The organism is Verrucomicrobiota bacterium (assembly GCA_021294815.2).
Classification (GTDB): domain Bacteria; phylum Verrucomicrobiota; class Verrucomicrobiia; order Opitutales; family LL51; genus LL51.
Genome location: CP095464.1, coordinates 357537 through 383882, shown reverse-complemented (window position 1 = coordinate 383882; position 26346 = coordinate 357537). Strand labels below are relative to the sequence as shown.

Annotated in this window: 26 protein-coding genes and 2 tRNA genes; 20 read left to right on the top strand and 8 right to left on the bottom strand. The window is 47.5% G+C overall.

Translation table 11 applies throughout. The annotated features are described in order from the left end of the window. The first annotated feature begins 151 nt into the window (after window positions 1–151). The 3 genes from LW808_001825 (at window position 152) to plsX (ending at window position 2394) form a co-directional block, all read left to right on the top strand. Window positions 152–940: a hypothetical protein gene (locus LW808_001825; GenBank protein UPA28785.1), complete on the top strand. Its 789-nt coding sequence runs from the start codon at window positions 152–154 to the stop codon at window positions 938–940. 82 nt (window positions 941–1022) lie between these two features. After that, the gene (gene rpmF, locus LW808_001820) at window positions 1023–1202 is read left to right on the top strand and encodes a 50S ribosomal protein L32 (protein ID UPA28784.1); all 180 of its coding nucleotides are present in this window, start codon (window positions 1023–1025) and stop codon (window positions 1200–1202) included. Between the two features lie 7 nt (window positions 1203–1209). Beyond that, window positions 1210–2394, top strand: a complete 1185-nt coding sequence (gene plsX, locus LW808_001815) for a phosphate acyltransferase PlsX (GenBank protein UPA28783.1) — start codon at window positions 1210–1212, stop codon at window positions 2392–2394. Window positions 2395–2409: 15 nt separating this feature from the next. Here plsX and LW808_001810 read toward each other — a convergent pair whose 3' ends face one another. Beyond that, entirely contained in the window at window positions 2410–2619 is a 210-nt protein-coding gene (locus LW808_001810) for a hypothetical protein (protein ID UPA28782.1), read from the bottom strand. Between the two features lie 66 nt (window positions 2620–2685). Then, on the bottom strand, window positions 2686–3456 hold the full coding sequence (locus LW808_001805) for a hypothetical protein (protein ID UPA28781.1): 771 nt from the start codon (window positions 3454–3456) through the stop codon (window positions 2686–2688). A gap of 110 nt (window positions 3457–3566) precedes the next feature. Here LW808_001805 and LW808_001800 point away from each other — a divergent pair, with 110 nt between their 5' ends. Together LW808_001800 and LW808_001795 are read left to right on the top strand one after the other, a co-directional pair. Further along, complete coding sequence (locus LW808_001800; GenBank protein UPA28780.1) at window positions 3567–4271, top strand: prepilin-type N-terminal cleavage/methylation domain-containing protein; 705 nt, start codon at window positions 3567–3569, stop codon at window positions 4269–4271. Between the two features lie 63 nt (window positions 4272–4334). Then, entirely contained in the window at window positions 4335–5204 is an 870-nt protein-coding gene (locus tag LW808_001795) for a hypothetical protein (protein ID UPA28779.1), read from the top strand. Here LW808_001795 and LW808_001790 read toward each other — a convergent pair. From LW808_001790 to LW808_001780, 3 genes are read right to left on the bottom strand one after another with little or no spacing between them, the layout of a single operon-like run. After that, the gene (locus tag LW808_001790) at window positions 5201–5605 is read right to left on the bottom strand and encodes a hypothetical protein (protein ID UPA28778.1); all 405 of its coding nucleotides are present in this window, start codon (window positions 5603–5605) and stop codon (window positions 5201–5203) included. The two genes, LW808_001795 and LW808_001790, sit on opposite strands and share 4 nt — an antisense overlap. 44 nt (window positions 5606–5649) lie before the next feature. Next, window positions 5650–6036: a hypothetical protein gene (locus LW808_001785; protein ID UPA28777.1), complete on the bottom strand. Its 387-nt coding sequence runs from the start codon at window positions 6034–6036 to the stop codon at window positions 5650–5652. Continuing rightward, a complete protein-coding gene (locus tag LW808_001780) occupies window positions 6036–7376 on the bottom strand; it encodes a hypothetical protein (protein ID UPA28776.1) in 1341 nt (446 codons plus the stop codon). The genes LW808_001785 and LW808_001780 overlap by 1 nt, the downstream gene beginning before the upstream one ends. 126 nt (window positions 7377–7502) lie before the next feature. On the opposite strand from LW808_001780, the gene sctD reads away from it, so the two are divergent. From sctD to LW808_001755, 5 genes are all read left to right on the top strand, one after another. Then, window positions 7503–8897, top strand: coding sequence for a type III secretion system inner membrane ring subunit SctD (sctD, locus tag LW808_001775; GenBank protein ID UPA28775.1), 1395 nt, complete (start codon window positions 7503–7505; stop codon window positions 8895–8897). Between the two features lie 142 nt (window positions 8898–9039). After that, window positions 9040–9270, top strand: coding sequence for a hypothetical protein (locus LW808_001770; GenBank protein UPA28774.1), 231 nt, complete (start codon window positions 9040–9042; stop codon window positions 9268–9270). A 65-nt stretch (window positions 9271–9335) separates the two neighbouring features. Beyond that, window positions 9336–9644: a hypothetical protein gene (locus tag LW808_001765; protein UPA28773.1), complete on the top strand. Its 309-nt coding sequence runs from the start codon at window positions 9336–9338 to the stop codon at window positions 9642–9644. 13 nt (window positions 9645–9657) lie between these two features. After that, entirely contained in the window at window positions 9658–10050 is a 393-nt protein-coding gene (locus LW808_001760; protein UPA28772.1) for an HrpB1 family type III secretion system apparatus protein, read from the top strand. A gap of 4 nt (window positions 10051–10054) precedes the next feature. Then, on the top strand, window positions 10055–10489 hold the full coding sequence (locus tag LW808_001755; GenBank protein UPA28771.1) for a hypothetical protein: 435 nt from the start codon (window positions 10055–10057) through the stop codon (window positions 10487–10489). A gap of 260 nt (window positions 10490–10749) precedes the next feature. Here LW808_001755 and LW808_001750 read toward each other — a convergent pair whose 3' ends face one another. Both LW808_001750 and LW808_001745 read right to left on the bottom strand, forming a co-directional pair. Then, window positions 10750–11892, bottom strand: coding sequence for a hypothetical protein (locus tag LW808_001750; protein ID UPA28770.1), 1143 nt, complete (start codon window positions 11890–11892; stop codon window positions 10750–10752). Window positions 11893–12376: 484 nt separating this feature from the next. Beyond that, window positions 12377–14758 (bottom strand): hypothetical protein, encoded by a 2382-nt coding sequence (locus tag LW808_001745; protein ID UPA28769.1) that lies wholly within the window; start codon window positions 14756–14758, stop codon window positions 12377–12379. 339 nt (window positions 14759–15097) lie between these two features. Between LW808_001745 and LW808_001740 the strand changes: the two genes are divergently transcribed. From LW808_001740 to LW808_001725, 4 genes are all read left to right on the top strand, one after another. After that, a tRNA-Arg gene (locus LW808_001740) sits at window positions 15098–15174 on the top strand. Window positions 15175–15178: 4 nt separating this feature from the next. Continuing rightward, window positions 15179–15251: transfer RNA gene (locus LW808_001735), tRNA-Ala, on the top strand. A gap of 151 nt (window positions 15252–15402) precedes the next feature. Further along, entirely contained in the window at window positions 15403–16104 is a 702-nt protein-coding gene (locus tag LW808_001730) for a hypothetical protein (protein UPA28768.1), read from the top strand. Window positions 16105–16312: 208 nt separating this feature from the next. Next, window positions 16313–17530, top strand: a complete 1218-nt coding sequence (locus tag LW808_001725) for a beta-ketoacyl-[acyl-carrier-protein] synthase family protein (protein UPA28839.1) — start codon at window positions 16313–16315, stop codon at window positions 17528–17530. Here the strand turns inward: LW808_001725 and LW808_001720 are convergent. Beyond that, complete coding sequence (locus tag LW808_001720; GenBank protein UPA28767.1) at window positions 17527–18729, bottom strand: MFS transporter; 1203 nt, start codon at window positions 18727–18729, stop codon at window positions 17527–17529. The genes LW808_001725 and LW808_001720 overlap by 4 nt on opposite strands. Before the next feature lie 151 nt (window positions 18730–18880). On the opposite strand from LW808_001720, the gene accB reads away from it, so the two are divergent. Genes accB through LW808_001690 form a run of 6 tightly spaced genes read left to right on the top strand, consistent with a single transcriptional unit; the run spans window position 18881 to window position 26343 of the window. Beyond that, a complete protein-coding gene (gene accB, locus LW808_001715) occupies window positions 18881–19330 on the top strand; it encodes an acetyl-CoA carboxylase biotin carboxyl carrier protein (protein UPA28766.1) in 450 nt (149 codons plus the stop codon). After that, window positions 19331–20686: an acetyl-CoA carboxylase biotin carboxylase subunit gene (gene accC / locus LW808_001710; GenBank protein UPA28765.1), complete on the top strand. Its 1356-nt coding sequence runs from the start codon at window positions 19331–19333 to the stop codon at window positions 20684–20686. Window positions 20687–20734: 48 nt separating this feature from the next. After that, window positions 20735–22537, top strand: coding sequence for a translation elongation factor 4 (gene lepA, locus LW808_001705; GenBank protein UPA28764.1), 1803 nt, complete (start codon window positions 20735–20737; stop codon window positions 22535–22537). 44 nt (window positions 22538–22581) lie between these two features. Continuing rightward, window positions 22582–23373, top strand: a complete 792-nt coding sequence (gene surE / locus LW808_001700) for a 5'/3'-nucleotidase SurE (GenBank protein ID UPA28763.1) — start codon at window positions 22582–22584, stop codon at window positions 23371–23373. Window positions 23374–23411: 38 nt separating this feature from the next. Beyond that, window positions 23412–24584 carry a transcription termination factor Rho gene (rho, locus tag LW808_001695; GenBank protein UPA28762.1) on the top strand — a complete coding sequence of 391 codons (1173 nt, stop codon included), beginning with the start codon at window positions 23412–23414 and terminating at the stop codon, window positions 24582–24584. Between the two features lie 13 nt (window positions 24585–24597). Then, complete coding sequence (locus LW808_001690) at window positions 24598–26343, top strand: hypothetical protein (GenBank protein ID UPA28761.1); 1746 nt, start codon at window positions 24598–24600, stop codon at window positions 26341–26343. Window positions 26344–26346 lie beyond the last annotated feature (3 nt).

Genomic DNA, 26346 nt, shown 5'->3' with positions numbered 1-26346 from the left:
TGGGATTGTTACCTGGTGTTGCATACAAACTGCTGGCGGTTTTGTCTAACGGTGGAATATGGACGTAATTTTTGATCTTTACAGTTGCGTTAATTCCCGGGGTTCGGGCTTGCTATTGACGTAAAAAAAATTACTTTTCTGCTCTGGAGGGATGATGAAACGGAGAGAAACGGTTTGGTTTTGGCTCATTGCGATTTCGTTAATGGTATTTGCGATGTGTGTCTTGTCGCTACAAATTATTGAATTGCACCAGGATTCTGATTTAAAGCGTTACCGGGCGCAACAAGTTGAAAAACTTGAACTTAAGGCATCAGAGGAGCCCGCAGCAGAACCTAGCGCACCGCCGGTAATACCGGTAGAAAAACAACCTGTAGCTCCTGCTCCTGTTCCCTCGGGGCCAATCGTCGTCCTTTCGAAACCGCTTCGTACCCCCAAAGTGCTCCGGTCTTACGATCGCTCGCTCTATGACGTCCCCGCGGAGGCTAATGGCGGCTTTTGGGCGCTGTTACGAGGGCTGCACCCCGAAGATAAACTTATTCGTTCGGAATGGATCGCGAAACTCAAACGTAAAGCGGCGAAGCGGGCACTCGCGATGGAACCAGGGCCTTCTGAAAGTGAAGTCCGGCGTATGTTTGTCGAAGAAACTCCTCTCGATACAGCTATGTTACCGTATCTCGCTCAGGCGATGGGACAGACGGTGATTGTTTCCGATAACCAGGGCCATGGCTATGATCTTTTTCTTGATGATGGGGAAACCGAGCACTATGACCACATCGAAGACCTAACAAAATACGCCGAAAACCCACAGACAGTTTGGCTTCACAATCTCGATAACGCTCATTGGACGGTTGCGGTCGCGAATGCCCACGACGATGCAACACCGGAAGATGTCTATTTTCTGACGACGCCACCGGCTTCGGAATCCAACGACGAAGAGTAGCCATGAGGCCTTCCGTCAGGGATTGAGCTTGACGGCCTAGGGGTGAGCGCTTTAATGCGGGGTGATTTAGTGAAAGAAAGCCATGGCACAGCCAAAAAGAAAACAATCAAAACAGCGGAGCCGGAAGCGCCGTGGCGCGAACCGTTTCGTAGCGCCCGAGCTTGCTAAGACCCCCGATGGATCCCTTTTCATGCGCCACCACGTTGATCCCGCTACGGGGCTTTATCGTGGGCGTCAGGTGATCGCCGTCGACGAGTCGTAGTTACTGGATGGATGCCGATATTCATACGCTCGCGGTCGACGTGATGGGGTCGGATTGCGGACCGGCAGAAGTACTCCAAGGAGTCGTTGAGGCGTTGGGGGATCGTGAGGATTTCCGTGCTGTTCTTGTCGGTGACCGTGATGTCATTGAAAAGACGCTTGCATCTTATAGATCGTTTCCCTCGGAGCGGCTCGAGATCTGCCATGCTTCGGAAGTCATTGGAATGGATGAGAAACCCGTTCACAGCTTACGGACAAAAAAAGATGCCTCAATGGTTCGTGCGATAGAGCTACTGCACGAGGGCCGTGTCCAGGCGATGCTGAGCTGTGGCAATACCGGAAGTCTTATCGCGGGAAGTACGTTGAAGCTTCACACGATGCCAGGTGTCGAACGTCCCGCATTAGCGACGATTATCCCGACGATGAACCGCTACATCGTAATGGCAGATGTAGGCGCTAACCCCAATACAACACCCCTACAACTAGTTCACAATGCAATTCTTGCCGGAGATTATTGTACAAAAGTGCTCCAAATTCCAAATCCGAAAATCGGCCTTTTGACGATTGGCACCGAAGAGGGGAAGGGAAACGAGGTCACTTTAGCGGCGCACGAATTACTCAAGAAGCTTGACGATCTCATTAGCTATCACGGATTGATTGAGGGCTTTCAGATCCTGACAGGGGAAGTCGACGTCGTGATTTGCGATGGCTTTGTTGGCAACGTACTCCTTAAAACGATGGAGTCGTTTGTCGTCCAGATCAAGAGTTACTTCCGAGAGGAATTTAAGAAAAATATCGTCCGTATGCTTAGTGCGGTGCTCGCGCGGGGCGTTTTAGCATCGTTGCGCGGACGTTTGAATCCTGAGACCTATGGCGCCGCGAGTTTATTGGGCTTGAAAGGAGCAGTGCTCAAGTCGCATGGTTCGAGTAACCACCGGTCCATCCGGAGCGCAATCAAAATGGCGGTTTCCATGACCAGTCATAATGCAGCGCAATCTTGTGAAGAGCGCATCCGGCTTGCCAATGAGCGTATCAAGTCTCTTGAGCATCCGGAATCACCCTCAGAACCAGAAAGTTCGACAAAGACCCTGGTCGAAGCCGCACAGATCGTCAATGGGAAGACTTTTGGCATCGATCGACACTCCCATTGTCCTAATTTTCACGTCAACTTGGAATCTCAAGCCTGTAAGTAGAAGTATTTCCCTAGACTACCACTGCGCTTCTTTATCGAGCCGGTCGACGATTGCTGCAAATTCCTGTTCCGCCTGTTGAATCCGCGCTAAGATCTTTTGCCGCGTCTCTTCGTCGAGCGACGGATCTTCTCTGAACATTTTCGCCAAATGATCTAAATCATCCATCGCATTTACGACGTCATTCGTCAGCAAATTCCGCCCAATTTCTTTCTCTTCTTTTTTCATTGCCGTTTCTTTATGTTGGATTGTGAATTATTTTTCTAGCTAGCTCGGGGTACCCATTTTTGTTTTCTACGATGCTGCCGCTGCATCCATTTTGGTTTTCTCTGCTGAGGCCGCTGGCATTGTTTCTTTCTTTTCGAGACTTTCTGGATTTTGAGGTTTCGCTGCTTCTCCGGCTTCCGGTTTTGGATTTGCCGCATCCTTAGCTTCTGGAGATGTTGCCTCGGAGGCGTCCTTGGCTTCTACTTCTTCCGTTGCAGATGCCTTTTGTGCGGCTTCTTGAGCAGCTCTTTCCTGTTCGGCTTGTTCTGTCTTTAGCGTTTCAATTTTACTTTTAATCTTAGTATCAAGTTTTTCCAGGGCACCTCTGATATGTGGCAACGCAAACATGGCGATCGTAAAAGATACAGCTGCTACCAGAGGGTACACATTGATGGCGACTGATGCGGCTACGCTGGCCACGATCGGAATCGCAATTGCGGCAACTGCTATAGTGACCTTAAAAAGACCCGTCAAAATGGGATGTTTTTCCAGAAAAGCTGAAAGACCTGGATGCTTGTACCCTAAATAAGTTGTAATGTCTTTTACAATCGTGGAAATAGTTTTGACGATGGCCACAACTTCCTTTTTGACGGAATCAAGGGATTGTTGTGCTAGTGCTGTTACCTGCTTGTTGAACTCTGGAACGGCCTTTTCTTTAAGTTGTTTTTCAATTTGCCCTCCCATTTTTTTCGCGTCACTAATTTTTGTCTCCTCTCCTGTTTTTTTTGCTTTGTCTGTCGAGGGAGCAGGCGCGGAAGTCGGCGTTGAACCGGGTGTAGTAACACTAGGAACAGTCATGTTTTTAATTATGTAAAATATTTGAAAAATTTCAATAAAGCTTTTTGCGGCTTTGTCTTGGGATTGTCTTCTTGCGCAAATGTTTCGCTTCTCTATAATGGTTCTTAACGATGAAGTGGCGTTGGATTGGTCGGAGAAGGGGATTTACGTTGGTTGAAATCATTCTCGCGGTGGGATTGAGCGGTATGATTTTAGGGGCGATGTTGATGACGTTGACGACCTTTCTCAACCTCCAGCAGTCGGTGAATTCCTCGGAGCGGCAGCGCTTGTTTGATGAGGAAGTAATCACAACACGAACTATTTTGAATGAAATTGCCGTTGTGATGCGCAGTATCCCCGGGGGCAATAATTGCGAACAAATGACGTTTAAGGAATTGGGGAAAATTTTTCCACAGGGCGGCAAGCAAGTGGATAACGCGGACCTTGATCCGGAAGAAGTTGCATTTTACTGGCAATCGGACGCACCTCTACCATTTGTCGACCTCTGTTATGGCGGATTAACCGAGTATTTTTTGAAGTTTGAAAAGCAAAACGAAAAAGATCTCGACGGGGTGTTGCGCTTGTACTACCGCAGCCTTGGGCCAAAAGATAAACCGAGGGCACTCAATGGCAATGACGGTTCTGGCGACCACTGGGAGGATCACTTGAAGTACGTGACATTACTCTCGCGATGTGAGGCCCTGAACTACGGCTACAAAGATGCCCTTGTGAAGGACGACCCCAAAATTACGTTTCAAAGGATGCCGAAGATTGTCGAAGGTAAGGGGCCCGTTTTGCCAGAAATGATCCAGATTCTAGTTCCAGATGCGGTGTAGTCCCTGTGCGCGCTTACGCGATACGGCTTGATTTTAAGGGGAGTTTTTTAAGAATCGCGGGCCATGGATGTGGATGCGATGGTTGAGCGGCGATACCAGGATGTGATCCAGGCGGTTTTTCAAGATCTTGGGGGGATGTCGGTATTTGTTCCGAAGTTCGGGTTATTTAAATCGCGTTTATTGTGGATGTATAACGAAGAGGCATCGAGCCAGGAGCTCCAACATATCGCGATTGATTTTGTTCACGAAGATCAGGGGCTTGAACAAGCAGGAGTATTATCACTAAACGTCGTATTTTCGGAGTCACAGGTAACCCAGAAACCCATATTGTACTTTTCTCTGAGGTTGTCATTTTTACCGAGTTTTGGGGGCTCAGGGATCATCTTTTATGGCCAGGAGGAAATGATTAAGATCATCCGCGAGCGTTTTGAAGCGATGGGTGATCAGGGAATTTCTGTCTATTTTGAACACTGCAATAAGTTTGATTATCACAAGGCGGCTTTAAAGGCGGGGAGCATCCCGGGATGGGTTTATCATCGCCGTTCATCTGGGAAAAATTACCGTGGAATCAAGGGGCACCTACTCTACATCATGGACCAGTTTTTGCACTACGATTCACCACGGGAGATCCCCTATGAAGCGCTTGCACGGGCGAAGGCAAAAGTTTTTCAATCCGAGGGGATGACAACGCTCCTACCACGTCCGTGGGAGGGAGATCGCCTGACGACAATTTCATTTGTGCCGATCTGGAATTGTAATCCCTGTGACGTTTTTGTTTACGATATGGAGGGCGAATTTTTTATGAATGATGTCCCCGAGGCGACTAAGGATTACATCCAGGAGGTGAAAAAATATTTTCCGAGGAATGTGATTAATGCCCATGACGTTCAGGCATACCTTCGGGATAATAAAGCTTTTATGGGACAGGATTAGCCCAATAAAAGCGTGTGGCGGTATTGGTCGAGAAGTTCGGATTTATTTTCTTCTTCTTGGAGCAGCGTATCGACGTGTTCGTAGAGGTCATCGCCGGGAGCGAGGTCGCTGGGGCGCTCTTTTTGGAGAAGCGTACGGATTTCGCGAATTTTCTCCCGGAAGCAGATCGGCGAAAGAAGGCTTCGGTCCTGGATTTCGGGACGCAGAAGTTGCATAACGAGGTTATCAACCGTCCCAATCCGAAAGACCTTCTTTAATTTTTCTTCGACTTTACCTTCGCTGGGATCGACCCGGCTCGCGACCGGTAACTTCATGCGCTGTTGCGGCCCTATACTCTTGCTGACGCTCGAAAGCCCGTAATCAAAGTCAAACTCTGCGACCTCATTTTCTGTCGTACTCATAACCCATCCGCGGTCCACAATAACCGTTTTTCTTAAAAATGCGATTATAAACGAATCGAAAGTTTCCGGAGATGGACTGCCATATCGATGAGTTGGTTAATGGCGCCCTCGAGGTTGACGAGCGTCAGATCCTCGGTCGTAATTTTAATCGCGAAGCCGAGATCATGATCGCCACGCAAAACCGGATTGGTCGGAATGGTGTAAGCGGTAGCGAGACCGCAAAACGACATCGCCTCCGTTGTGAGCTCGTAATCAAGAAAGTCAAATGTATTAAAAATATACGTATAGACCGCATCGGGTTGGACGTCAATAAAGAGCTCGCCCGCATTTTCGAGAACCAAGTAAATAACACCAGCGCCATTGATTTGGAAAGGCGGTAGGTTCATTTTTGTACTCATCTGGTTCAGTGCTTCTTGAACGTGACGTTCCATTATTTGCCCTCCAAGTATGCAGCGCCCGCCATCTCTTCTTCTTGAAGAATATATTCGTCGAGCTTCTTTTGTGCGGTTTTCAAAAACTGTCCCTGTGACTGATCATCCTTAAAAAATTTTTCGGGTAGGTCGCGGACGAGTTCGATCGTCTGGTTAAGCGTATAGATCGCGATATCGAGGTCGGTCTTACATCGAGCGCAGAGTAATATGAGGAAATTTGTCATTTGCTGGATACTGGGAAAGGCGCCCTGAGTCATCTGGACGAGCGATCGGGTTGCGTCGACCTGGGTTTTATGGGCGAGCGGTTCTTGAACTTCGGGAAAAAGGTGTTGGATCCCGGCATACACATCACCCACACTGTCGTATACTTGACCGCAGATTTCGACACGGTAGAGACTATCGCGGACACCGGAGAGTTCTTCGCGAGAACGTGAGGGGTTGGCCGAGGACATATCATAGCCAAAGAGGGCGATCATCGAGTCAATATATGGACGAAATCGTTCGCGTTTCTGCTCCTGACGTTTGATGAAGATCTCAAAGACATCGAGCGGGTTTTTAATCGTCAAGATCTCATCGCGGTAGGCGATTGCCAAGCTAATAGCGGTATCTCCGGAATCGTCTCCAAACTGCATCGCGATCGCGGCAGCCTTGGGAATGAGATTGTACCCATCGCGAATTTCCTGCCGATGAATTTTCCGTAGCTCGACTTGTGCCTGTTGGAGTTGCTCCTTTAATAGTGTATTCGATTTGAGATTCGTTTCGAGTGTTTGGAGCTTCTTCTCCCACCGAAGACGCTCGGTATTGGCAAATCCGAGATCGAGACGATACTTTTCCGGAGCGTTATAATACGCGATCATATTTTTGGTTTGCACCACGGCGCCTTCTAGATGTTCTCGGTCGATTTCGTTCGTCGCTATAGCGTACTCCAAAAGGTTATCCTGTTCGGTGACCTCGCCAAAGTTGCCGGCGACTTTATATAAAATTTCGTCGCGGAGTTTTTCGGGATTTTCCTCAAATTCTTCTTTGTACTGCCAGCGATTGAATTCCGCATAGGTCTCTTTATAACGCTTTGACTGGGAGCGTTGCCCGAGGCGTTCGGTGTATTCCGCAAGCACTTTTTCCTTGGCTCGGAAAATCTTTTTTGATTCGACTTTGCGTGCAAGAAGATCTGGGCGTTGCCGTTGACGTACCGCTTCATAACCCGCGATCTGTGATGCCAACTGCGTAATCGATTCAGTATTAACTAGGACATTACTGACGGCCTGGCCCCGATATTTTCCGTATACCGGAGGTCCCATCGTGACCGTACGCCCTTCTCCTCCGATCTTTGTGACTTCCATCCTCAATCCGCTTGAAACCTTAATAAATAGGCGTTATTGCGCAACGACAAACCGTATCCTTGTAAACTTTTATTCAAAAATATTGACTTATGGGGAAAATTTCCTTAGTTCGTGGCCAGCAGTGCGATGGGTTTGACGTTACGAGTCTTATCCGGACCTCACCGGGGTGCGGAGTTTGAAATCCCGGCGGAAGCGGTTATCATTGGGACTGCGGATGCGTGTGATGTTGTCATCGATGACGATGCAGTTGCCGATCGGCATGCCGAGCTCCAATTGGAGGGTGACCACATAAAACTGACACCGTTAGAGGGGGATGTTTTTATTGCGGGGAAGCTTTTAAGGGAACCGAGCGATGTTGAGAATTTTACCTTCATTACTCTTGGCAACACCCACCTTATGGTCGGTGAGAGTGAGAGTAAACGTTGGGCAGACGTCGAGCAGCAGCCATTTCCAGAGCTAGAAAAAATCGAGTCGCCTTCGGAAGAGGTGGGCAATGAAGGTCTAAAGGCTTCGGAAAGCGATGTCGCTGGAAAGGAACTCGAAAACCGAGATATCAATGCTGCGGATGGGATTGGTCCCGGTGCGAAGATTCATTACACCCTGAAACAGCGGATGGTACGGTGTTCCATCGGTGTGAGTATTAGTACTGCACTTGCGGTTGCCATTTCTATTGGTTACGTCATGGTTAAGGACCGCCCGTCGGTACGAGTGGTGAAGCTCGAGCCCTTAGAGAAGCGGATTGAGCGGGTAGTGCGTGATCTAAAACTCAACGCCCGAACGAAGGTAACGGCGACAGGGGAGGGTGGATACTCGGTTGTTGGGTACACTCAGACGCTCGATGATTCGGCAAAAATCAAAAAAGCAGTTCGCGATATCACCGAAAAGGCGTCCGTAAAGCTCAGTTGTGCCGAAAAAGTTTTAAACCAGATCCGTGAAGCCGTCCAGGATGCGAAACAAAATGTCGTCGTTAAACAAGGCGATGAATTTGGGGATTACATTGCGCTGGGCTATGTCAAAAAAGGAGAGGCTTGGGCTGCATTACGCGAGGAGATTGAAAAGATTAAGGGCGTCAACAAGCTCGATGATCAGGTACTCAACAAGGATTCTGCCGAGGAGCTTGCCGAGAATCTGATTAAACAGTATAAAATGGAGCAAATTTTAGAGGTTAAGGCAGATGACGCCGGTGTCGCCGTAACGGGTACTATCGCTGACGACCTCAAAGGTACTTGGAGTCAATTGAAGGGCGACCTTGAAAAGAATTTTAAGAAGAAAGCACAGTTAAGTTTTAACGTCGGCGTTTCGACGGATCGGAATTTAACGATTGAGAAATTTTTTGGAGGCAAGATCGACAGCGTCAACTTCAACGATAGCGGGCTGGATTGGGTGAATCTAAAGAATGGGAATAAATACTTCCAGGGATCGGTATTACCGAGTGGTTACGTTGTCGAGACGATCGAGCAGGATAGTGTGACGATCAAAAACGCAGAAGAAGAAATTAAGTTAGACCTCGAGTGGATGTAGATTGGATGGCTGGATGGTCGTGACGTCTCCCTTTGGATGGATGGTGACGGTGCGAAGGAGGGCTAACTCGCGGGGGCAGGGAAAGCCCCCGCATATTATTTTAACCTCGCGACCTCACAGAAATTCTCTACCTTTCCACTTCATGAATAGGGAGAATCAATCGAAGCGCCTAACGTTAACAGAAATGGAACGCAAGCTCCTTGAGGATCCCAATGGGCAATATCGCCAAGAACTTTTAAGTAAGTTGCAAGCATTCCAACAAGAGATGCAATCTCATCTCAGTCATGGCCTCCCACCCGACGAATTTGCGCTCTACGACCAATTAAAACAGGCTCTCATCCAGGCTCAAGACGTTATTATTAATTTTCAGTAAAATTTTTATTGCGATTTCAAAAAATCGGTTTATGCTGCTCTCCACACACAACAAAGGATATAAGGATGGCAATACCAGCAACACCGGATTTAGAGTTCAAGCCAGCTTCTGAGATGGCTTGGGGGACAGTAACTCAACATCTTAGCATCATGAATATGTATGAGACGCTATCGAGTTATCTGCACACATACGAAAAGAACCTTGCGGAAACGATTAGTTGTATTGAAGGAAGTAACGCGAGTGATATTGACCAGGGGACATTGCTCCGTTTACAAGCGATGGTTCAGACTTGGGGAACGGTTTCGGCGACGGTTACGGGTATCATTCGTCTCGTCGGTGATACGCTTACAAAAATTACGCAGAACATTCGTTAAATTTTAATCGCGGATGGATCGATCATTGGGTCGGGAAGCAATTTCCGCAGAGATGCTGCAACTGCTCGTTGACATCGGTTATGTCGCGACGGGTTGTGGGCGAAAAAAGACAGCGGAACGTATCTTTGAGGGCGTTCTCGCGGCTCGCCCCGAAAACGAGTATGTCTACATTGCCTATGCGTTTATGCATATGGTTTTTGGGGAATATACTGCAGCATCGAAGCTACTGGTTGAAGGTGCGCTCCATGTTAATCCGGAGAGCGAAATGGCGAAGGCATTTTACGGCTTTATGTTGCACCAGGTAGGGCAACGGAGCCAAAGCCACGCTGTGCTCGAAGAGGTTAGCGCTGGCGGCCACGATCCTGATGCGGTCAAATTGGCGACAAAAATCATCAAGGAAGGGTAATTTTATGGTACATCAAGTTGCGGCGGTCGCGCAAGCGCAAGAGCTTGTAAGCAAGGTCAATACCGTTGGCCGCGTCAATATGGGCAACGTTGAGTTTTGGGATGCGAATGTTGTTCCTCCGTTTAAGGACGGGCAAGTTTTCAATGCGGCGCTCCAGGACGCCAACTTACAGAATGCGAAACTCGGCATGGGCATCAATCCCGTGCAGTCTTCGCCGACGCAGGGCATTTTAGATTCAATTCAATCGGTCCGCGATGTTTTCAAAGGGATTACGCGTCGCATTAACTATCTATCCGCAAACGGCCGTGATCCTTCAAGCAAGGACCTTTTAGAGATGCAATTTCTCGTGCTCCAGTTGAGCTACGTGAATGAGCTTTCCTCGAAAGTTTCAGACAAAACGAGCCAGGGCCTCCAAACGCTCTTTCGCAATCAAGGATAAGTTGTTTTGTATTTTCATAGCAACAACGCGCCTCTATATGGGCGCGTTGATTTTCGCGGAAGGAGTGTTATGTTTGTGGTCATTGGCAACTAACGTGGATTTATTGAAAAGTAATTCTGATCCCGCTTATTTTTTGAGGGGGCGTTCTTGCTCTGAGAGTTCATTTTTATGGCGTGGTACCCCTCTGAAAAGTTACAACGTGTTCTCATTCTGCTTGCAAGCCTATTATTAAGATGGGCGTTCTGGGAGACCATTCTCGATCATGATTTGGGTTTCGTTTGGAAGAAGTTTAAAAATTTGGAGAAAGCAGAAACTTTTGGTTGGGACTCTCTGAGGAGTTTCTTGAGTTCTTTCGCCGCTTTTGCATCGACATCAGCTACCCTTTTTATGGTGCTATTGAGATTCGTTCCTGGCATAACATCAGCCAGATTTTTCATGATGCCAGCAAGATCTTTTACAGTTACTTTAACTCCGGAGTCTAAAAGAGACACTTCTGAGGCTTCTTCCATGGAGCTGCTGTTTTGTGGTGAAATCTGCGACGGACCACCTGGAGTATTGGTTTGCGCTTGATTGCCACTTTCTGGAACTTTTTCTTCAAAGTCATCGAGCGGTTTTCCCGGGTTCGAAATCAACTCTTCTTGTGCTGGTCGTTGAGGTTGGGAGAGTTCTGTGGGATTATTTGGTATCGTGGAACTTTCTTCCTGGTGAAATTCTGAAAGATTACCCGGCGCAGGTTTAGGTATTGGGTTGTTATTTTTAAAAATTTCTGATGCAGAAGGTTTTTCCTTAGGAAGCAATTTTTGAAGATCATTCGAGGAATCCGGAGCATCTGCAACAGCTTTTGCTACTTCCTCAGGGAAAAGTTTCGCTATAGCTGCTAGTTTTTTTGAGGTCGTTTGTGCTAAGGTCTTCATCTTGTTTATTTTGGTGCTTATAAGGTCTAGAGCGGCGTGAACCATTTCCTTGGCATGGTTCGATTCAGAACTACCTTGAGGAAGCCATCGTGCTGCATTGGCGAGTCTCTTGATGTCACGTGCTGAAAATTTCTCGGCATTTTCTTTGGTTGTTGTTGTGATGAGGCCACTGTCCCAGTCATCTTTGTCTCGGAGGCTTTGTGTTCGGAAATTTACTTTGTCATTTAGAAATCTTACCGTCCGTTCAAACTTTGTCTGTATAAACTTCGGGACACTCGAGGGGACACTTGTTGTTTGAGATAATTCTTTGCCATTAACATGAGAAAGTTTTCCTCCGACAAGCGCCTGTCGTATACCATCCAGTTTGGGATGAGGTGCCATCGCTATTTTCAGGTCAAATTTGGCCTTTTTCACGTTTATATCTGAAAATGTTTGCTTGATGCCATCGATAAATCCGTAATTCCGTAAATTATTGATTAGAGATCCCATGATTTAGTATTGTATAAATTTTATTTTAAATATAAATAAGTTCCGCATACTGATTCGTGTTTGTTGGCGATGCACTTAAAATTCACCTGCGAACACAGTCTTTCAACCCGGAAATTTCCTGGAAATGTAATTTCTCGTACTCAAACTAAGCTACATGAACGAACTGTCTTCGAAAATCTCAGATAGGACGAGCCAGGGCCTCCAAACGCTTTTCCGAAACCAAGGGTAGGTTATTTATTTTGTATTTTCATAGCAACAGCGCGCCTCTATATGGGGCGCGTTTGTTTTTCTAGCCAAATCTTACCCCTTCAATGACAGCTTCGAAATTCCACTTGCGGGTCATTTATCTGCACCTGTTATTCCCGCCATCCAGTCTATAATCGAAATATTTCCACTCATTTTGTGGAAATATTTTCGCAAAACTCCATTCACCGTGTTGTCTCGGATCATGTTGCGAGATGCTCCGACACGCCATTCGCGTTTTTTAGAGTTTCAGGTTTCTGTAGATTGCAGTTTTTTGTTCAGAAGCCCGGAACAATTTTTGACCTTTGACAATATAAACAAAGCCAGAGTCCGGAAGCTTTTCCATTATACTGCATATTTTTTCAAACTTAGCGGATACGGCGTCGCTTTTCAAACTATTGGGATAATACAGCGGTGCGAGTGCTTCATGCGCCGCGTCAGTTGGCGTTCTTCCCTGAGGAAGAGCTTCTATGAGCGCATCCAGGACGTCGTTAACTTTCTCTTCGAGTTTTGGCGCATCCGAGGAATTGGGATCACAATAGGGGTGAATGAGTTTCTTTACATCGTCCACGGAAAGGTCTTGAGTTGGCGTCTCGAGAATTTTTTGCAATTCTGGTGATATACCCGTCGGTATCGATTCTTGTGGGGTCGCTGTCGTATTAACCGGAGCAGGAGACGTATCTGGGGTGGAAGTCATATCTACGGCTTGAGCTGCCGGCGCTGAAACTTCTCCATTTGTCGCCACCGGGGTTGTTTCAGGTTGAGCGGCTTCAGAGCTTGTTTGTTCAACTTTGGCTTGATTCTTGATAGTTTGAGCGTTCTCTTTTATATTTGCGGCTTTGTCGCGTATAACCCGCTGAACGTCGGGGAGAGGTTCGTCGAGATTCTTGAAAGCGTCCATTATGGCGTCTGCCATGTACCATATATCTTTAGCTGCTTGAAGATTCGCATTTTGAATATTTTCTTCTAGCATCAAAAGAATGTCATTTAATTTGTTTCCCAGTTCTTGAATCTTGGGAGAGTTGGGGTCGGCGTAAAGGCTCCCCAGTTCCTTTACATCATCGAGCGATTGGCGCGAGAAATTTTCAGTCGGTGTGTTGAAAAGACGCTCGGTTTCTAATTCTCTAAATTGTCCGGTATACATCTTGGCAGCGACTGATGTGAGGGCATCTTTAATTTTCGCCTCCAGATCTTTCCCTTTGTCAAATACAAAAGACACAGAGTATCCCTGTGGATCTTGGAATGTAACTTGTGTGCCAGATTTCCCAAAGAACTTTTTGGGTTTAGAAAGCGATACTTTGAATGTTGTGTCATTGATGGTTCTATTAAATTCCATCCCCTCGCCTTTTTTCAAGGTGTCATGGTTGTTTTTTACCTCTTTTGCTAATTCTTTCACATCTTGTCCATTTGAGGTAAATTTCATAATCGAGCAAAGGGTTGTTCCGGGGGAGGTTTCAATTTTTTGCCTGATTTCTGAGCCTTCGTTGCTCAATTCTCTTTTTGCTGCCTCTAGAATGCTTATTAACTTACCTAATTCGGCCTTTTGTTGGTCTGCAGTTAACGTTAGGGATTTGACGCTTCCGTTGATTGTCCGATCCCCGGTAATTTGGTTTGTAAAATGTTTATAAGTATCGATGACAGCTGTCAGACTTTGTTGTCGTTCATCCACACTCATCGTGAGAAGGGGACTGAGGAATTGGTCTTGAATACGTTGAGCCGTTTTTTCGCTCCCCTCTAAAAACACACGGTTACCTTCTGATCCTCCGAGACCCTGTATATTTGTGGTACTAGACTTTCCTTCGGATTTTAAATGTTCTAAAGTGTGTTGTGCGATACCTAATTCCGTTTGTATACCACCATTTGGTAGCGTCATATACATCGGGATATCGGGATGCTCTATACCAAAATTATTTTGGGCTGCCGATAGTTGTGCCCTAACTACGGTTAGTCGCTGAATATGTGTACGGCATGGTTGAAGTTTTGTTTGCACATCAACAATCTCCATGCCTGGATTCATATTGAGAGGTTCTTTGGGTTTATCTACGCCAGTCGTCGTGCCCGTTGTAGCAGCCCCGTTTACACCAGCAGTAGGCGGTTGAGTTGCTACAGTACTTGTCGCCGTTGTGTCGTTACTTGCTGTAGTTTCTGGCTGTTTTGTGGCCGTATGCTCAGTTGGAGTTGAAATCAGGTCTCCTGGGGGTAGCATTTGTTGTCCACTGAAGCTTTTAATCCTGTCAATGTTTGCATTTTTTTCTGGGACAGTCTTATCAACAACAATGGCGTTCATTTCCTTAAATTCATTGAAAGCTTTATGGAAATTTTCCTTAAACTTTTTCCCCTGATTATGGTAGAACGATGTAACGCATTTACCTTCCGTATCCATGAGGGTGATTTTTGTGCGATTTTTTCGGAAAATTCCTTTTCCCTTTTCGACTTCAAGCTTTAGTTTTAATTGGCCATTAACCGTTATGGTACCTGCATTTTTGATCTGGCTTGCGTCCACTCGACCCTTCAAAACATTGCGATGAGTTTTTACATTGTCCTGTAATTTGTTTAAATCGTCCAGACTGTACACATCATATGTGCGCATTGTTTGAATTGGCGAACTGATACCGTTTGGCATGAGTTACTATTTTGCAGTTTATTTACTTTTTATCAAGCGTGGAATCTTTTGATGGCAGTTCCCTTGTTTCATTTAGAAAACGGAAGGGTATCAACTTTTAGGAATTGCACCTGCAGGTCATCTTCTCGGTAAATGGCCCTCGCCAGAGCGGTAGACGGTAAAAGTCCCCCTATGATATAGCGAAAGCATCGATTTGGAGTTGCGACGTTTCTGAAAAATCTATGCGAATGGGGTTTCATTGCCAAGCAACACGATGGCTTTTGGGGGCGCTACAGTTCGTGTTTCGGTAAGAATTTTTTCTTGAAAAGCGGATTTAGAGTGACACACTGTGGGTGTTGGGCGCCTCTAGCTCAATTGGATAGAGCATCTGACTACGGATCAGAAGGTTGCAAGTTCGAATCCTGCGAGGCGTGCCAGGACGGGGTCGTAGCTCAGCTGGTAGAGCGCCACAATGGCATTGTGGAGGTCGTCGGTTCGAGACCGATCGGCTCCACCCAGGGGCATTTTTGTAGAAATATGACTGATGGGGTGTTTTTCGCGCGGGTTGCTGTTTTTCCTCGCCTTTAGTACTTGTTCTGAGGTCAATGTTAGGGTGGAGGCATAAAAATTGACAAATGAGTAAAAATTGACATCATCCGGGCGCTATGAGTATACCGAGTGCGACTCAGTTTAATGCGGCATTCAATGGGATAAGCGGCAAAGAGTTTAGAGCAGAATCCAGTAAAATAGGGGGGGGAAATGGGAACAAAATCGGGGAAAAAGGAAACGATATTTTAAAGATAACCGTAACGGGCAAATTCGGTCAACAGCAGGAGCTCGAATTTGAGGTAGTGAGAACCAAGGGAAAATTCGCGCTGTTCGATAGAATCTTTGGACGTAATATAACTATAAAACCTGTCGGAAATAGGAGCGCAACTCCGGCTGAGCAAAAAGTAATAGATATGTTTAAGCATAAGCGAAGTGGAAATTTCTTTACGGCTCGCACGCACCTAGGTCGTTGGAAAAAGTTTGAGGCCTTCTTGAGTAAGATTGGAAAGAATGTAGACTTTTCCGGTAGGACAGATGGCAATAAAATATCCTGGCAAGTTGGGGGGTATAGCAAAAAGCCAGAGAATCCTAAGCATAAAGATCCTCTTAAGGGTAACGAGGGAAGTACATCTGGCAATAGCGCTGTCAATGATAGCGTAGACGAAGGCGTGACAAAAGCGGGTGTTAAAACCCAGGGTAATACCCGTGGAAAAAATACGTACGACCCATTCGGGAACAAAGTGACTTTGGACCAAGAGGTCGGTTTTAGAAATATGGCGGAGGCAGCTACGGGGTGGGACCAGTCTAATCATGATTGATCTGTAAAAGTCTGTCTCAGTCATGCTTATTGAGGATAAGCAAGGTGAAGTGATGTGCTGCATGAGCGGTCTGATATCTGCGGCTTTCTGAAACGGTTTTGTTAGAGATTACTTTCTACCGCCGTGTCATCCCTATAATTTAACCTTTTCCGCTTCTCTTTTGGAGGCAAATGTTCAACATCATTGCGTGGCTCTAGAGCATATTGTGATGACGGGGGTTGGTTTGACGGCGCCAAATGCAAATGGCCTTCGCGATTTTCGGCATTGCCTGCTGAGCGGTGTCGCAAAAATTCAAATGATCGATCTGCGGTATATGGGCGCTGTGCCAGCCGGTGTGTGCGACTTTGACCCATTGCAGTATCAGCGAAAAAAGGATCTGAGAAATTGTACCCGGGCCGGTTCAATCGGTATTTTTTGCGCACAGGAGGCATTCCAAGATGCCGGAATCGATCTCGCAGAACGGGATACCGCGCGTCTCGGCGTGTATGTAGGGATCACCGAGCACGGCAATGTCGAAACCGAAAACGAAGTTTATGCGCTTTCGCAGTATAACTATGACGTTAAGTATTGGGCGCATCACCATAACCCGCGGACGGTGGCTAACAATCCCGCCGGTGAAATTAACCTCAAGCTGAACATTACCGGACCTCACTATACCATCGGTGCGGCGTGTGCGGCCGGAAATGCGGGTATCATCCAGGCCGTCCAAATGCTACGTTTAGGGGAAGTCGATCTAGCACTTGCTGGTGGGATTAGCGAAAGTATCCGGTCATTTGGGATTTTTGCGGGATTCCGGAGCCAGGGGGCGCTTGGGCATGGAGATGATCCTAATCGCGTTAGTCGGCCGTTTGATCGTGCGCGCAACGGACTCGTGGTGAGCGAAGGGGGATGTCTCTTTACGCTGGAGCGTCTGAGTGATGCACGTCGCCGTGGAGCGAAAATTTATGGGGAAATCGCTGGGTATGCGATGAATACCGATGCGACCGATGCTGTTTTACCGAATGCCGAACGTCAGGAACAGTGTATCCGATTGGCGCTGGAGCGTGCCGGGCTTACGCCTGAGGATGTTGATATCGTCAATACGCATGCGACGTCGACACCGATGGGGGACGCGATTGAGTGTGATGCGATTCGGAAGGTGTTTGGGGAAAGTCCGACGACGTATATTAATAATACTAAGAGCTTTATTGGACATGCGATGGGAGCTGCTGGAGCGCTGGAACTCGCCGGTAACCTGCCGGCTTTTGAGGATGGTTATGTGCATCCAACGATTAATATTGAGCACTTGGATCCACGGTGTGAATTGCCGAATCTCGTCATTAACGAGCCCAAGCAAGTTGGAAACGTTCGGGTGATTTTGAACAATTCCTTTGGGATGTTGGGGACAAATTCGGTGTTAATCGTCAAAAAATACGAAGGCGATTAGGCAACACTTTGTGTACGCATTTGGATCGCACTCCTTAAGTGCCAAAAGCCCCAGAGCGAATAGAGTAATAACCCAAGCGCAACAATGCTGACAATTCCATAGGAAGTTGTGTGTTCGAGGAGAATATAACCGAACCAAATCGCAAGACCATCACGTAGGCCGACGATCGCTGTATCGGCGCTCATGTAGTCGCTGACTTGGTCTTTGGGGGCAATATTGGCAACCCAGAGACTCCAAATAATGCCGCCACCGCCATGACCGATGCCGATTAAAATGTTTGCGAGTTGGATGATGCGTAGGTCATCTGTTAGAAAGAAGAGGGGAATGCCGATCGTAAAGCAGAGCGTGACGCATTGTCGCATCGTCACGAAGTGGACGTGGTCGTAAAATTTTCCCCAGAGTGGGGCGCTTAAAACGCGTGCAACGGTTTGCGTAACGGCTAGAATCGCTAAAACATGGGCTGCAGAAAGATCGAGGCCTTGGCGGTGGCTGGCAAGGTATTCGACGCGTAACGGCATCGTCATCTGCGTAGCAACGGCAATCAACGTCCAGAAAAAAAGAATCTTACTAAATAGTATATCGCGTTTCAGGAGTAAAAAGTTTGCCCATAAGGATGGTTTTTGCGGGTAAAAAATTTTCTGTGCCGGGATCTTTAAAAAACACAAGGCACAGAGAGTCGAAAAGACCGCGGAGAGTAGTAAAATGGGTTCAAAGTGGTTTGGGTTTTCCGCTAAAACGTTTTTAGACCAGTGGGCAAAAAGAATCCCCCCAATCGCTAAGCAAGCAAATGCGATGCCAACGCAAAATCCCCGTTGCGTTTCGGTGTAATTGTTGCGATAAACACCGATCATCAACGGAATCTGCTGTTTGTAGCAAATGCGCGCAATCGATGTAAGCATACAAAATAAGAGGCAGTTCTGAAGGCCAACGGTAATCCCCAGTGTAATCGCAATGACGAAAAAATAAAACGCTGAAAATTGCATCGGATTCCAGCGTGATCGGTTCATCAACTGTAACGAAACCGGCGTGAATAACATACTCAAATAGCCGACCGACATCAACGTCGCTTTGTAGCGCATCGGCATGTCGAAAACCTTAATCGCAATCAGTAAAATCGTCGTGCGAAATTCAATGTCTAGCGCCCCCTGAAAAAAATACCGGAAACTGTCGTATAAAAGCGTTTGGTGGTGAATTTTCATCTTTTTTTAATTTTAGCTTGACATGTACAGTAAGGACCCGTAAACCACGGGCTGCATTTTTAAAACAGTTCTGTGCCGTTTTAGATTGAAGATAGCGTGGAGGTGTTTAGAAAATGTTCCAAGTCAAGTCGTTTCGAGCGGAGGCAGTATTTTGGAAAAGAAAGATATAGAAGATCTTATCGCGATTATGGAACGTTCGAGTCTCGCAGAAATCGAGATCGCGGACGGTAATACCCGTATCGTTTTACGTAAAAATATCCCAACCGCAGCTCCGGTGATGCCACCGCCCGCTGCCTTTAATTTCCAGCCTCAGCTTACCGGAACGACTTCCGAACCACCCGTTAGCCCGGTTTCGTGCGATAACTACCATATCATTAAATCGCCCATGGTGGGGACGTTCTATAGCGCCCCTTCGCCGGAAAGTGAACCTTTTGTACAGGTCGGTAGCCATGTCGATGTCGATACACCAGTGTGTATCCTCGAGGCCATGAAGGTGATGAACGAGATCCAATCCGATGTCTCCGGTACCATTCGCGAGATTCTCGTTAAAAATGGGCAAGCGGTCGAATTTGGTCAACCGCTCTTCCGCGTGGAGGTCTAGATGTTCGAAAAAATCCTCATCGCCAATCGAGGAGAAATTGCGCTACGGGTGATTCGGACCTGTCGAGAGCTCGGGATTAAGACGCTTGCCGTCTATTCCGAAGCGGATGAGCAGTCCCTCCACGTCCAATTAGCGGATGAAGCGATTTGTATCGGTAGCGCACCGGCACCCGAGAGCTATCTCCGTGCGGACCGTATTTTTAGTGCTGCCGAAGTCGGTAATGTTGACGCGATTCATCCCGGCTACGGATTTTTATCCGAGAATCCACTGTTTGCCGAACAATGTCGCGACTGTAAGATTAACTTTATCGGTCCCAGCCCGGAAGTAATCCGTCAGATGGGCAACAAGTCCATCGCGAAAGAAATGGCCAAACGGGCAAAAGTCCCGGTAGTCCCTGGCAGCGAAGGTACCGTGAATGACGAAAAAGAGGGCCTCAAAGTGGCCGAAGAAATAGGCTTCCCCATCATCATCAAAGCAGTTGCTGGCGGTGGTGGAAAAGGAATGCGTCTCGTCTTTAATTCGGTTTCCTTCAGCAAAGAATTTAACATTGCACGTGCAGAGGCCGAGAAAAACTTTGGCAACGGTGCAGTTTATATTGAAAAATACGTCGAAGATCCCCGACACATCGAAGTCCAAGTCATAGCCGATCGCTCCGGAAAAGTACTCCACCTCGGAGAGCGCGATTGCTCGATTCAGCGCCGCTACCAAAAAGTCATTGAAGAAGCCCCATCCGGATTCTTAGACGACAGCCTACGCCACAAAATGGGGGATGCCGCCGTTCGCCTCGCAAAACAATGCGGCTATGAAAACGCGGGAACGGTCGAGTTCCTCGTCGATAAACGCGGAAATTTCTACTTCATGGAGATGAATACACGGATCCAAGTCGAGCACGGGGTGACTGAAGAAGCGCTCGGTCTCGACCTAATCGACCTCCAGCTCCGGATTGCCGCCGGCGAAAAAATTCCCTTCGAACAAAAACACGTTAAATTTATTAAGCACGCGATCGAGTGTCGCATCAATGCCGAAGATCCCGACCGGAATTTCGCACCCTGTCCCGGCGAAGTCTCGCTCTACTATGCCCCAGGCGGCAATGGAATCCGTGTCGATAGCCATGTCTACGGCGGCTACCGCATTCCGCAATATTACGACAGCATGATCGGCAAATTAATCGCGACCGGTTCGACTCGCGAACTTGCTATTAACCGCATGGGACGTGCTCTCGGAGAATACATTATCCGCGGTGTTTCGACAACGATTCCGTTTTGTAAACAGATTATGTCCGACAACGATTTTCGTGCCGGCAATGTGACGACGAAATTCATCGAGGAATTTATGAAACGTACTCATCGGGCGTAAAACTGCTTTGACATTGCAAATACGGCCGGCATTGTACTGTTCAACGCGATGAGCGCGCTGAACCACATCCGGAACTTTTGTATCATTGCCCACATCGATCACGGGAAGACGACGCTCTCCGATCGTCTCCTCGAAGCCACCCATACGGTACAAAAGCGCAAGATGCAGGATCAGCTCTTGGATTCGATGGATCTCGAGCGTGAACGCGGGATTACCATCAAGTGTCATCCGGTCACCATGCGCTACCAGAGCCCAAATGGCGGAGAATTTCTTCTCAACCTCATCGATACGCCGGGACATGTCGATTTTTCCTACGAAGTTTCCCGAAGTATTGCAGCCTGCGAAGGAGCACTATTATTAATTGATGCGTCCCAAGGGATCGAAGCACAAACGGTTGCCAACGCAAACCTAGCCATCGCACAAGAACTTGTAATTATTCCCGTCCTGAATAAAATCGACCTTCAAAGTGCACAGCCGGATGTTATCCTCACCCAGCTCGAGGACGTTCTAGCGATTCCGCGTGAAGAAGCGCTCATGGCGAGTGCGAAGTCCGGTCTCGGGATTGATGCTATTTTAGAAGCCGTTGTCTCACGAATTCCTCCTCCGCGTGGGAGTGATTATCCGCAAACTCGATGCCTTGTTTTTGATTCTGTCTTTGATACTTACCAGGGCGTAATCTGTTATCTCCGTGTTTTTTCCGGAGAGGTTAAAATCGGTGACGAAATGCTCTTAATGGGGACGCAGCAACGTGTCCAGGTGAAAGACGTTGGAATTTTTTCTCCGCAAATGACATCGACAAAAACGCTTACAGCGGGCCAAGTCGGCTATATTGTCACAAACATCAAGGATGTTTCCGAGATTAAGATTGGCGATACGATCACGCACTATAGTGATCCTGCAGCGGAGATGCTCCCGGGGTATAAAGAGGTGCACCCGATGGTTTTCAGTGGGCTGTATCCGATTGATACCTCGGATTATGAAAAACTCAAGGCGGCGCTCGCGCGGCTACAACTCAATGACGCAGCGCTCGTTTACCAGTCGGAGAGCTCGATGGCGCTTGGTTTTGGCTTCCGGTGCGGATTTTTAGGGCTACTCCATATGGAGATTGTCCAAGAACGGATTCGACGAGAGTATAACCTCGATGTCATTTCCACATATCCCAGCGTTGTGTATCACGTCTACAAGACTGATGGAGAGGAGCTCGTGGTTGATAATCCTCTCCATTTGCCCGATCCGTCCTCGATCGCTTCGATCCAGGAGCCGATGATCCGTGCGATGATCCATATCCCTAACGAATCGATAGGTGATATGTTGATGTTGGTCGCAGAGAAACGCGGTACTTGTGTGCGAACCGATACCGTAGATGCACATCGTGTGATGTTATGCTGTGAGTTACCGCTGAATGAGGTGCTGGTCGATTTTAATGATCGCCTAAAAAGTATTACGAAGGGCTATGGATCGATGGACTATGAGCTGATGGGCTATCAAACCTCGAATCTCGTGAAGATGGACCTTTTAGTCAACGGCGAGGCAATTGATGCATTTTCACTCATCGTGCATAAAGAAAAAGCGGTTACGCGCGGGCGAGAACTTTGCCAAAAGCTTAAGGAAATCCTCCCACGACAGATGTTTGCGATCGCGATTCAGGCGGCGATTGGAAGTACGATTATTGCACGTGAAACGCTGGGGGCATACCGAAAAGATGTTACGGCGAAGTGCTACGGTGGTGACATTACGCGAAAACGTAAGCTGTTGGAAAAGCAAAAGGAGGGGAAGAAAAAGATGAAACAGATCGGTAAGGTTTCGATTCCACAGGATGCGTTCATTAAAATCCTAAAATCGTCGACCTAGGGATCTTCGCTTGAGTTTTTTCCCATCCGTAATACAGTTCCGCTGTGCGAGTTCTTTTAACTAATGACGACAGCATTCATTCTGCGGCGCTACACCATCTAGCTCAGGCGTTTCAGCGACACGGTTGGGAAGTTTTTATTGCGGCACCGGCGACGGAACAGAGTGGTGTCGGTCGTGCTTGTGGGCTATCTCGGACACCTGAGGTAACGTCTTTTCGAGAGCTTAATTGCGACGCGTGGATGATTTCGGGGACACCTTTAGATTGTGTTAATATCGCGCTTTCGTATTTGATTCATGATCGTCAACCGGATCTCGTTGTTTCGGGGATCAATTGGGGCGTGAATGTTTCTGTTCCGGTTGTGTTTAGTTCGGGGACCGTTGGAGGGGCGTTGGAAGGTGTTGCTTGGGGCATTTCATCTATTGCGGTTTCGCAGAGCCTTCCGGATCAGGATGGGCAATTTTTACAAAAAAAGTTCGATTTCTTGTCCCATGCGGGCCTGATGAAAAGCATCGCAATCGCAGCCGAGCGAACTTTGGTTTTTGCGGAAGAGGCGGTAAAATCCAAAGAATGTGTCGTCCATAATATTAATTTCCCGTATCCTTTGACGGAAGAAACGGAAGTCGAGCATACACGTTTGAGTGATATCATGCGGGGTTCTGTATGCCCGATCTACGGTCCGCTTTATAAACAACCGGATGATCAGGGTGTTTGTCGATTTCAGATGCCGAGTCATCCGGAAATTTCCTTTGAGCCGGGAACCGATATGGCTGCGTTGCTAAAAGGGAAAATTAGCCATAGTATCCTCGACCTTCGAAAACTCTGTGCCGATTTTTAGCTTGCACGGCGGGGATTCTACGACTGTGATGGTCTGTAATGAGGGAAGATGTAAGACGGTCAGCGCCCCCGAAACTCATCGGTGAACCAATCCCCGTAGCGGGTATTTTGGAAATCGAACCGAACGGTCGCTTCGGCAACATTATCGGCGAAAAATCGTTCGGCAAGGTTCAGCGCGAAGACCCGATTGTGAGCCATGATCTTCTTGTGCGTTACCGTTTACGTCGGGGGATGTGGATTGATGGCAAGATGCAACGCGTCGAATCAACCGATCCGAATGCGCGTCCTCGGGTAATTTCGATTGATCAGATCGACGGACTAAATCCATCGATGCGACAAAATCTCCCCCGGTTTGAAGATCGAGCATCACTGATTCCGAATCACGTACTGAGCTTAGAAAATGAGGAAGAGCGTCTAAGCCATCGGATCATTGACCTTTTTGCGCCCCTCAGTTATGGGCAACGGGGTCTGATTGTTGCGCCACCTAAAACCGGTAAGACGACACTTTTGCATGACATTGCGGCGGGGATTCGGAAAAAGAATCCAGAGTGTATATTATTGGTGTTACTGGTCGATGAACGTCCAGAGGAAGTAACGGATTTTCAGCGTACGGTTGATGCGGAGCTCTATGCCTCGTCGAACGACGAATTGCGAATTATCCAAATTCAGGTTGTTGAACTTGCGATTGAGCGTGCCAAACGTTTGGCGGAAATTGGTAAAGATGTGGTTGTTTTGATGGATTCGATCACGCGCCTTGCCCGGGCGTATAACCGACAATATTCTAGTGGTCGAACGATGACAGGCGGAGTAGATATTAAAGCGCTAGAAAAACCGCGTATGTTATTTTCGACGGCACGGAATTTAGAAGGTCGTGGGAGTGTGACGATTCTCGCAACCGCGCTCATAGAGACGGGTAGCCGTATGGATGATCTTATTTTTCAAGAGTTTAAGGGGACAGGAAATGCGGAAATTGTTCTCAATAAAAAAGCTGCGGATATGCGGATCTACCCGGCAATCGATTTACAGCAGTCCGGAACACGTCGAGAAGAACTCTTGTTACCGGAAAACGAACTCAAAGCGATTAATATTTGTCGCCGAGCGTTTATGGGGATGAAGCCGGAGGAAGCGATTGAATCGCTAGTATCGCGCTTACAAAAGACAAAAAATAATAAAGAATTCTTGCTTTTGTTGCAAACGACATTAAGCCGTTAAAGCGTTTCAAAGAATGCAAAATTTTGCTGAGCAGTGTGCGGACGTGGCTCGTTCGATCCTGAGCCATAATTTGGAGTACATCGATGAGGACGGAAGCATTCGTTTAGGCGCTGGCGAGCCGCAGACAGGGGATGAATCGGCGCACGTCGCGTTCGCACTCGGCGAGTATTACCGGCTAACGCATGAGAAGAAATTTGTCGGTTTTGATCTCATCGACCTCGCCGCAAAGACGATTACTTACCAACTATCGGGACCACAAAGTCCGCAGGGAATGGGGTACGTCGCGCTTGCGGTGTTATCATTTGGGCCTGCGAAAGAACGTAACCTCGTTTGGGAGAAACTTTCGGAGGAAACACGTGAGAAAATTGATCACTTATTACTCCAGCACGATGATCTCGGTCGAAATAACGCAATCTACGAGATTGCTCGGGCAGTTGCACGCTACAGCCTACGGCTGACGAAACGCGATAGTATCGGAAAGCTCGTCGACCGATACCTCGAGCGCTACGAGGCGACAAACGGTTTTGTAGACAGTAGCACGCAGGGGATTGGGGGCGATTTTGATATTTCCGGGCTCTTTAATTTTTCATTTATCCGTCAAGCGCTTCATCTCCATACCGATACGTTTCTCATCGAAAAGAAACTCCCGAGTCTCAGAACGTATGCCGAAAAGTATCTTCGCTTGATTTCAGAACTGATTCGTGAAGACGGAACTTGCTGGGCCTATGGTCCGAACTGTGGGGCGTATGCGCAAATGTACTGTATCAGTGCGGTACTACAGGCGCTTCGGGATAACTGGATTCCGTCGACACAGCAAGCGCTCTATGTGAGTATTGTTCTCGATCTCTTTCAGAACTTTTTTTGTCGGTATATCGACCAAGAACAGGGCTATATGGTGATTCGGGATGCGGAGCGCTCCTCTGGGGAAGAACAAAGTAGTATCCGGGCGAATTTCGATGCCGTCCGATACCTATGTCAGTGGTCACGCCTAGCCAAAAAAAGCTCGTTAGATACTACAAAAATCCGTCGAGTACCGGTGTTTAAAAACGGCAATCGTCTGGTTATTTTCAATAAAGAGGGGAAATACGAACACGGACTCTTCATCTATCGCGATACGAAGACCGGAATGGACCTGCAATTGCCCTTGATTGGCGGTAATGGTTTAGCGAATAGCGATTGTCTCGCCTTTCCGCACTGTCCAGGAGTTTTCGACTGGCCCGTTGCACAGCATCTTCCGATTTTGCAGCCTGAGCTCACGATTGATGGGAAGAAATTTATTCCGTCGTACTACGGTAAGCAGCTTTCCACGGGCCTTGGAAGCCATGGTAGCATTGTCTTTTCCTACGAACAACCCGAGTTAATTACGGTTGAGGAGGAGATTGTTCCGAACCTAGCGTCGTGCAAAGTGTCGTGGATCTTTAACGAGGGCAAAGTAACGTCGGAGTTTACGTTTTCCCCAAAAAATCGGGTTCGCGTCGAACATATCCGCTACATGATCGCTCTCAGTGCTCCGCATTCCCTGTATGGTGCGAATAATCTCGCTCTGGATGAACAGAGCCTTCGAGCCGTCGTCGAACATGATGACATGTTATTGACCTGGCAGGAAGTCGCGGCTGTCGCAGAGGATCCTAAATATCGGACATATTACGGAAAAATCCACTACCTCCAGGAGTTGTCGCGGACGTATCCGTTGATCATGCATCCGGGGCAGACATATAAGTTGTCAGTTTCCTTTACGCCCGACGTGATCCGTATCTAGAAC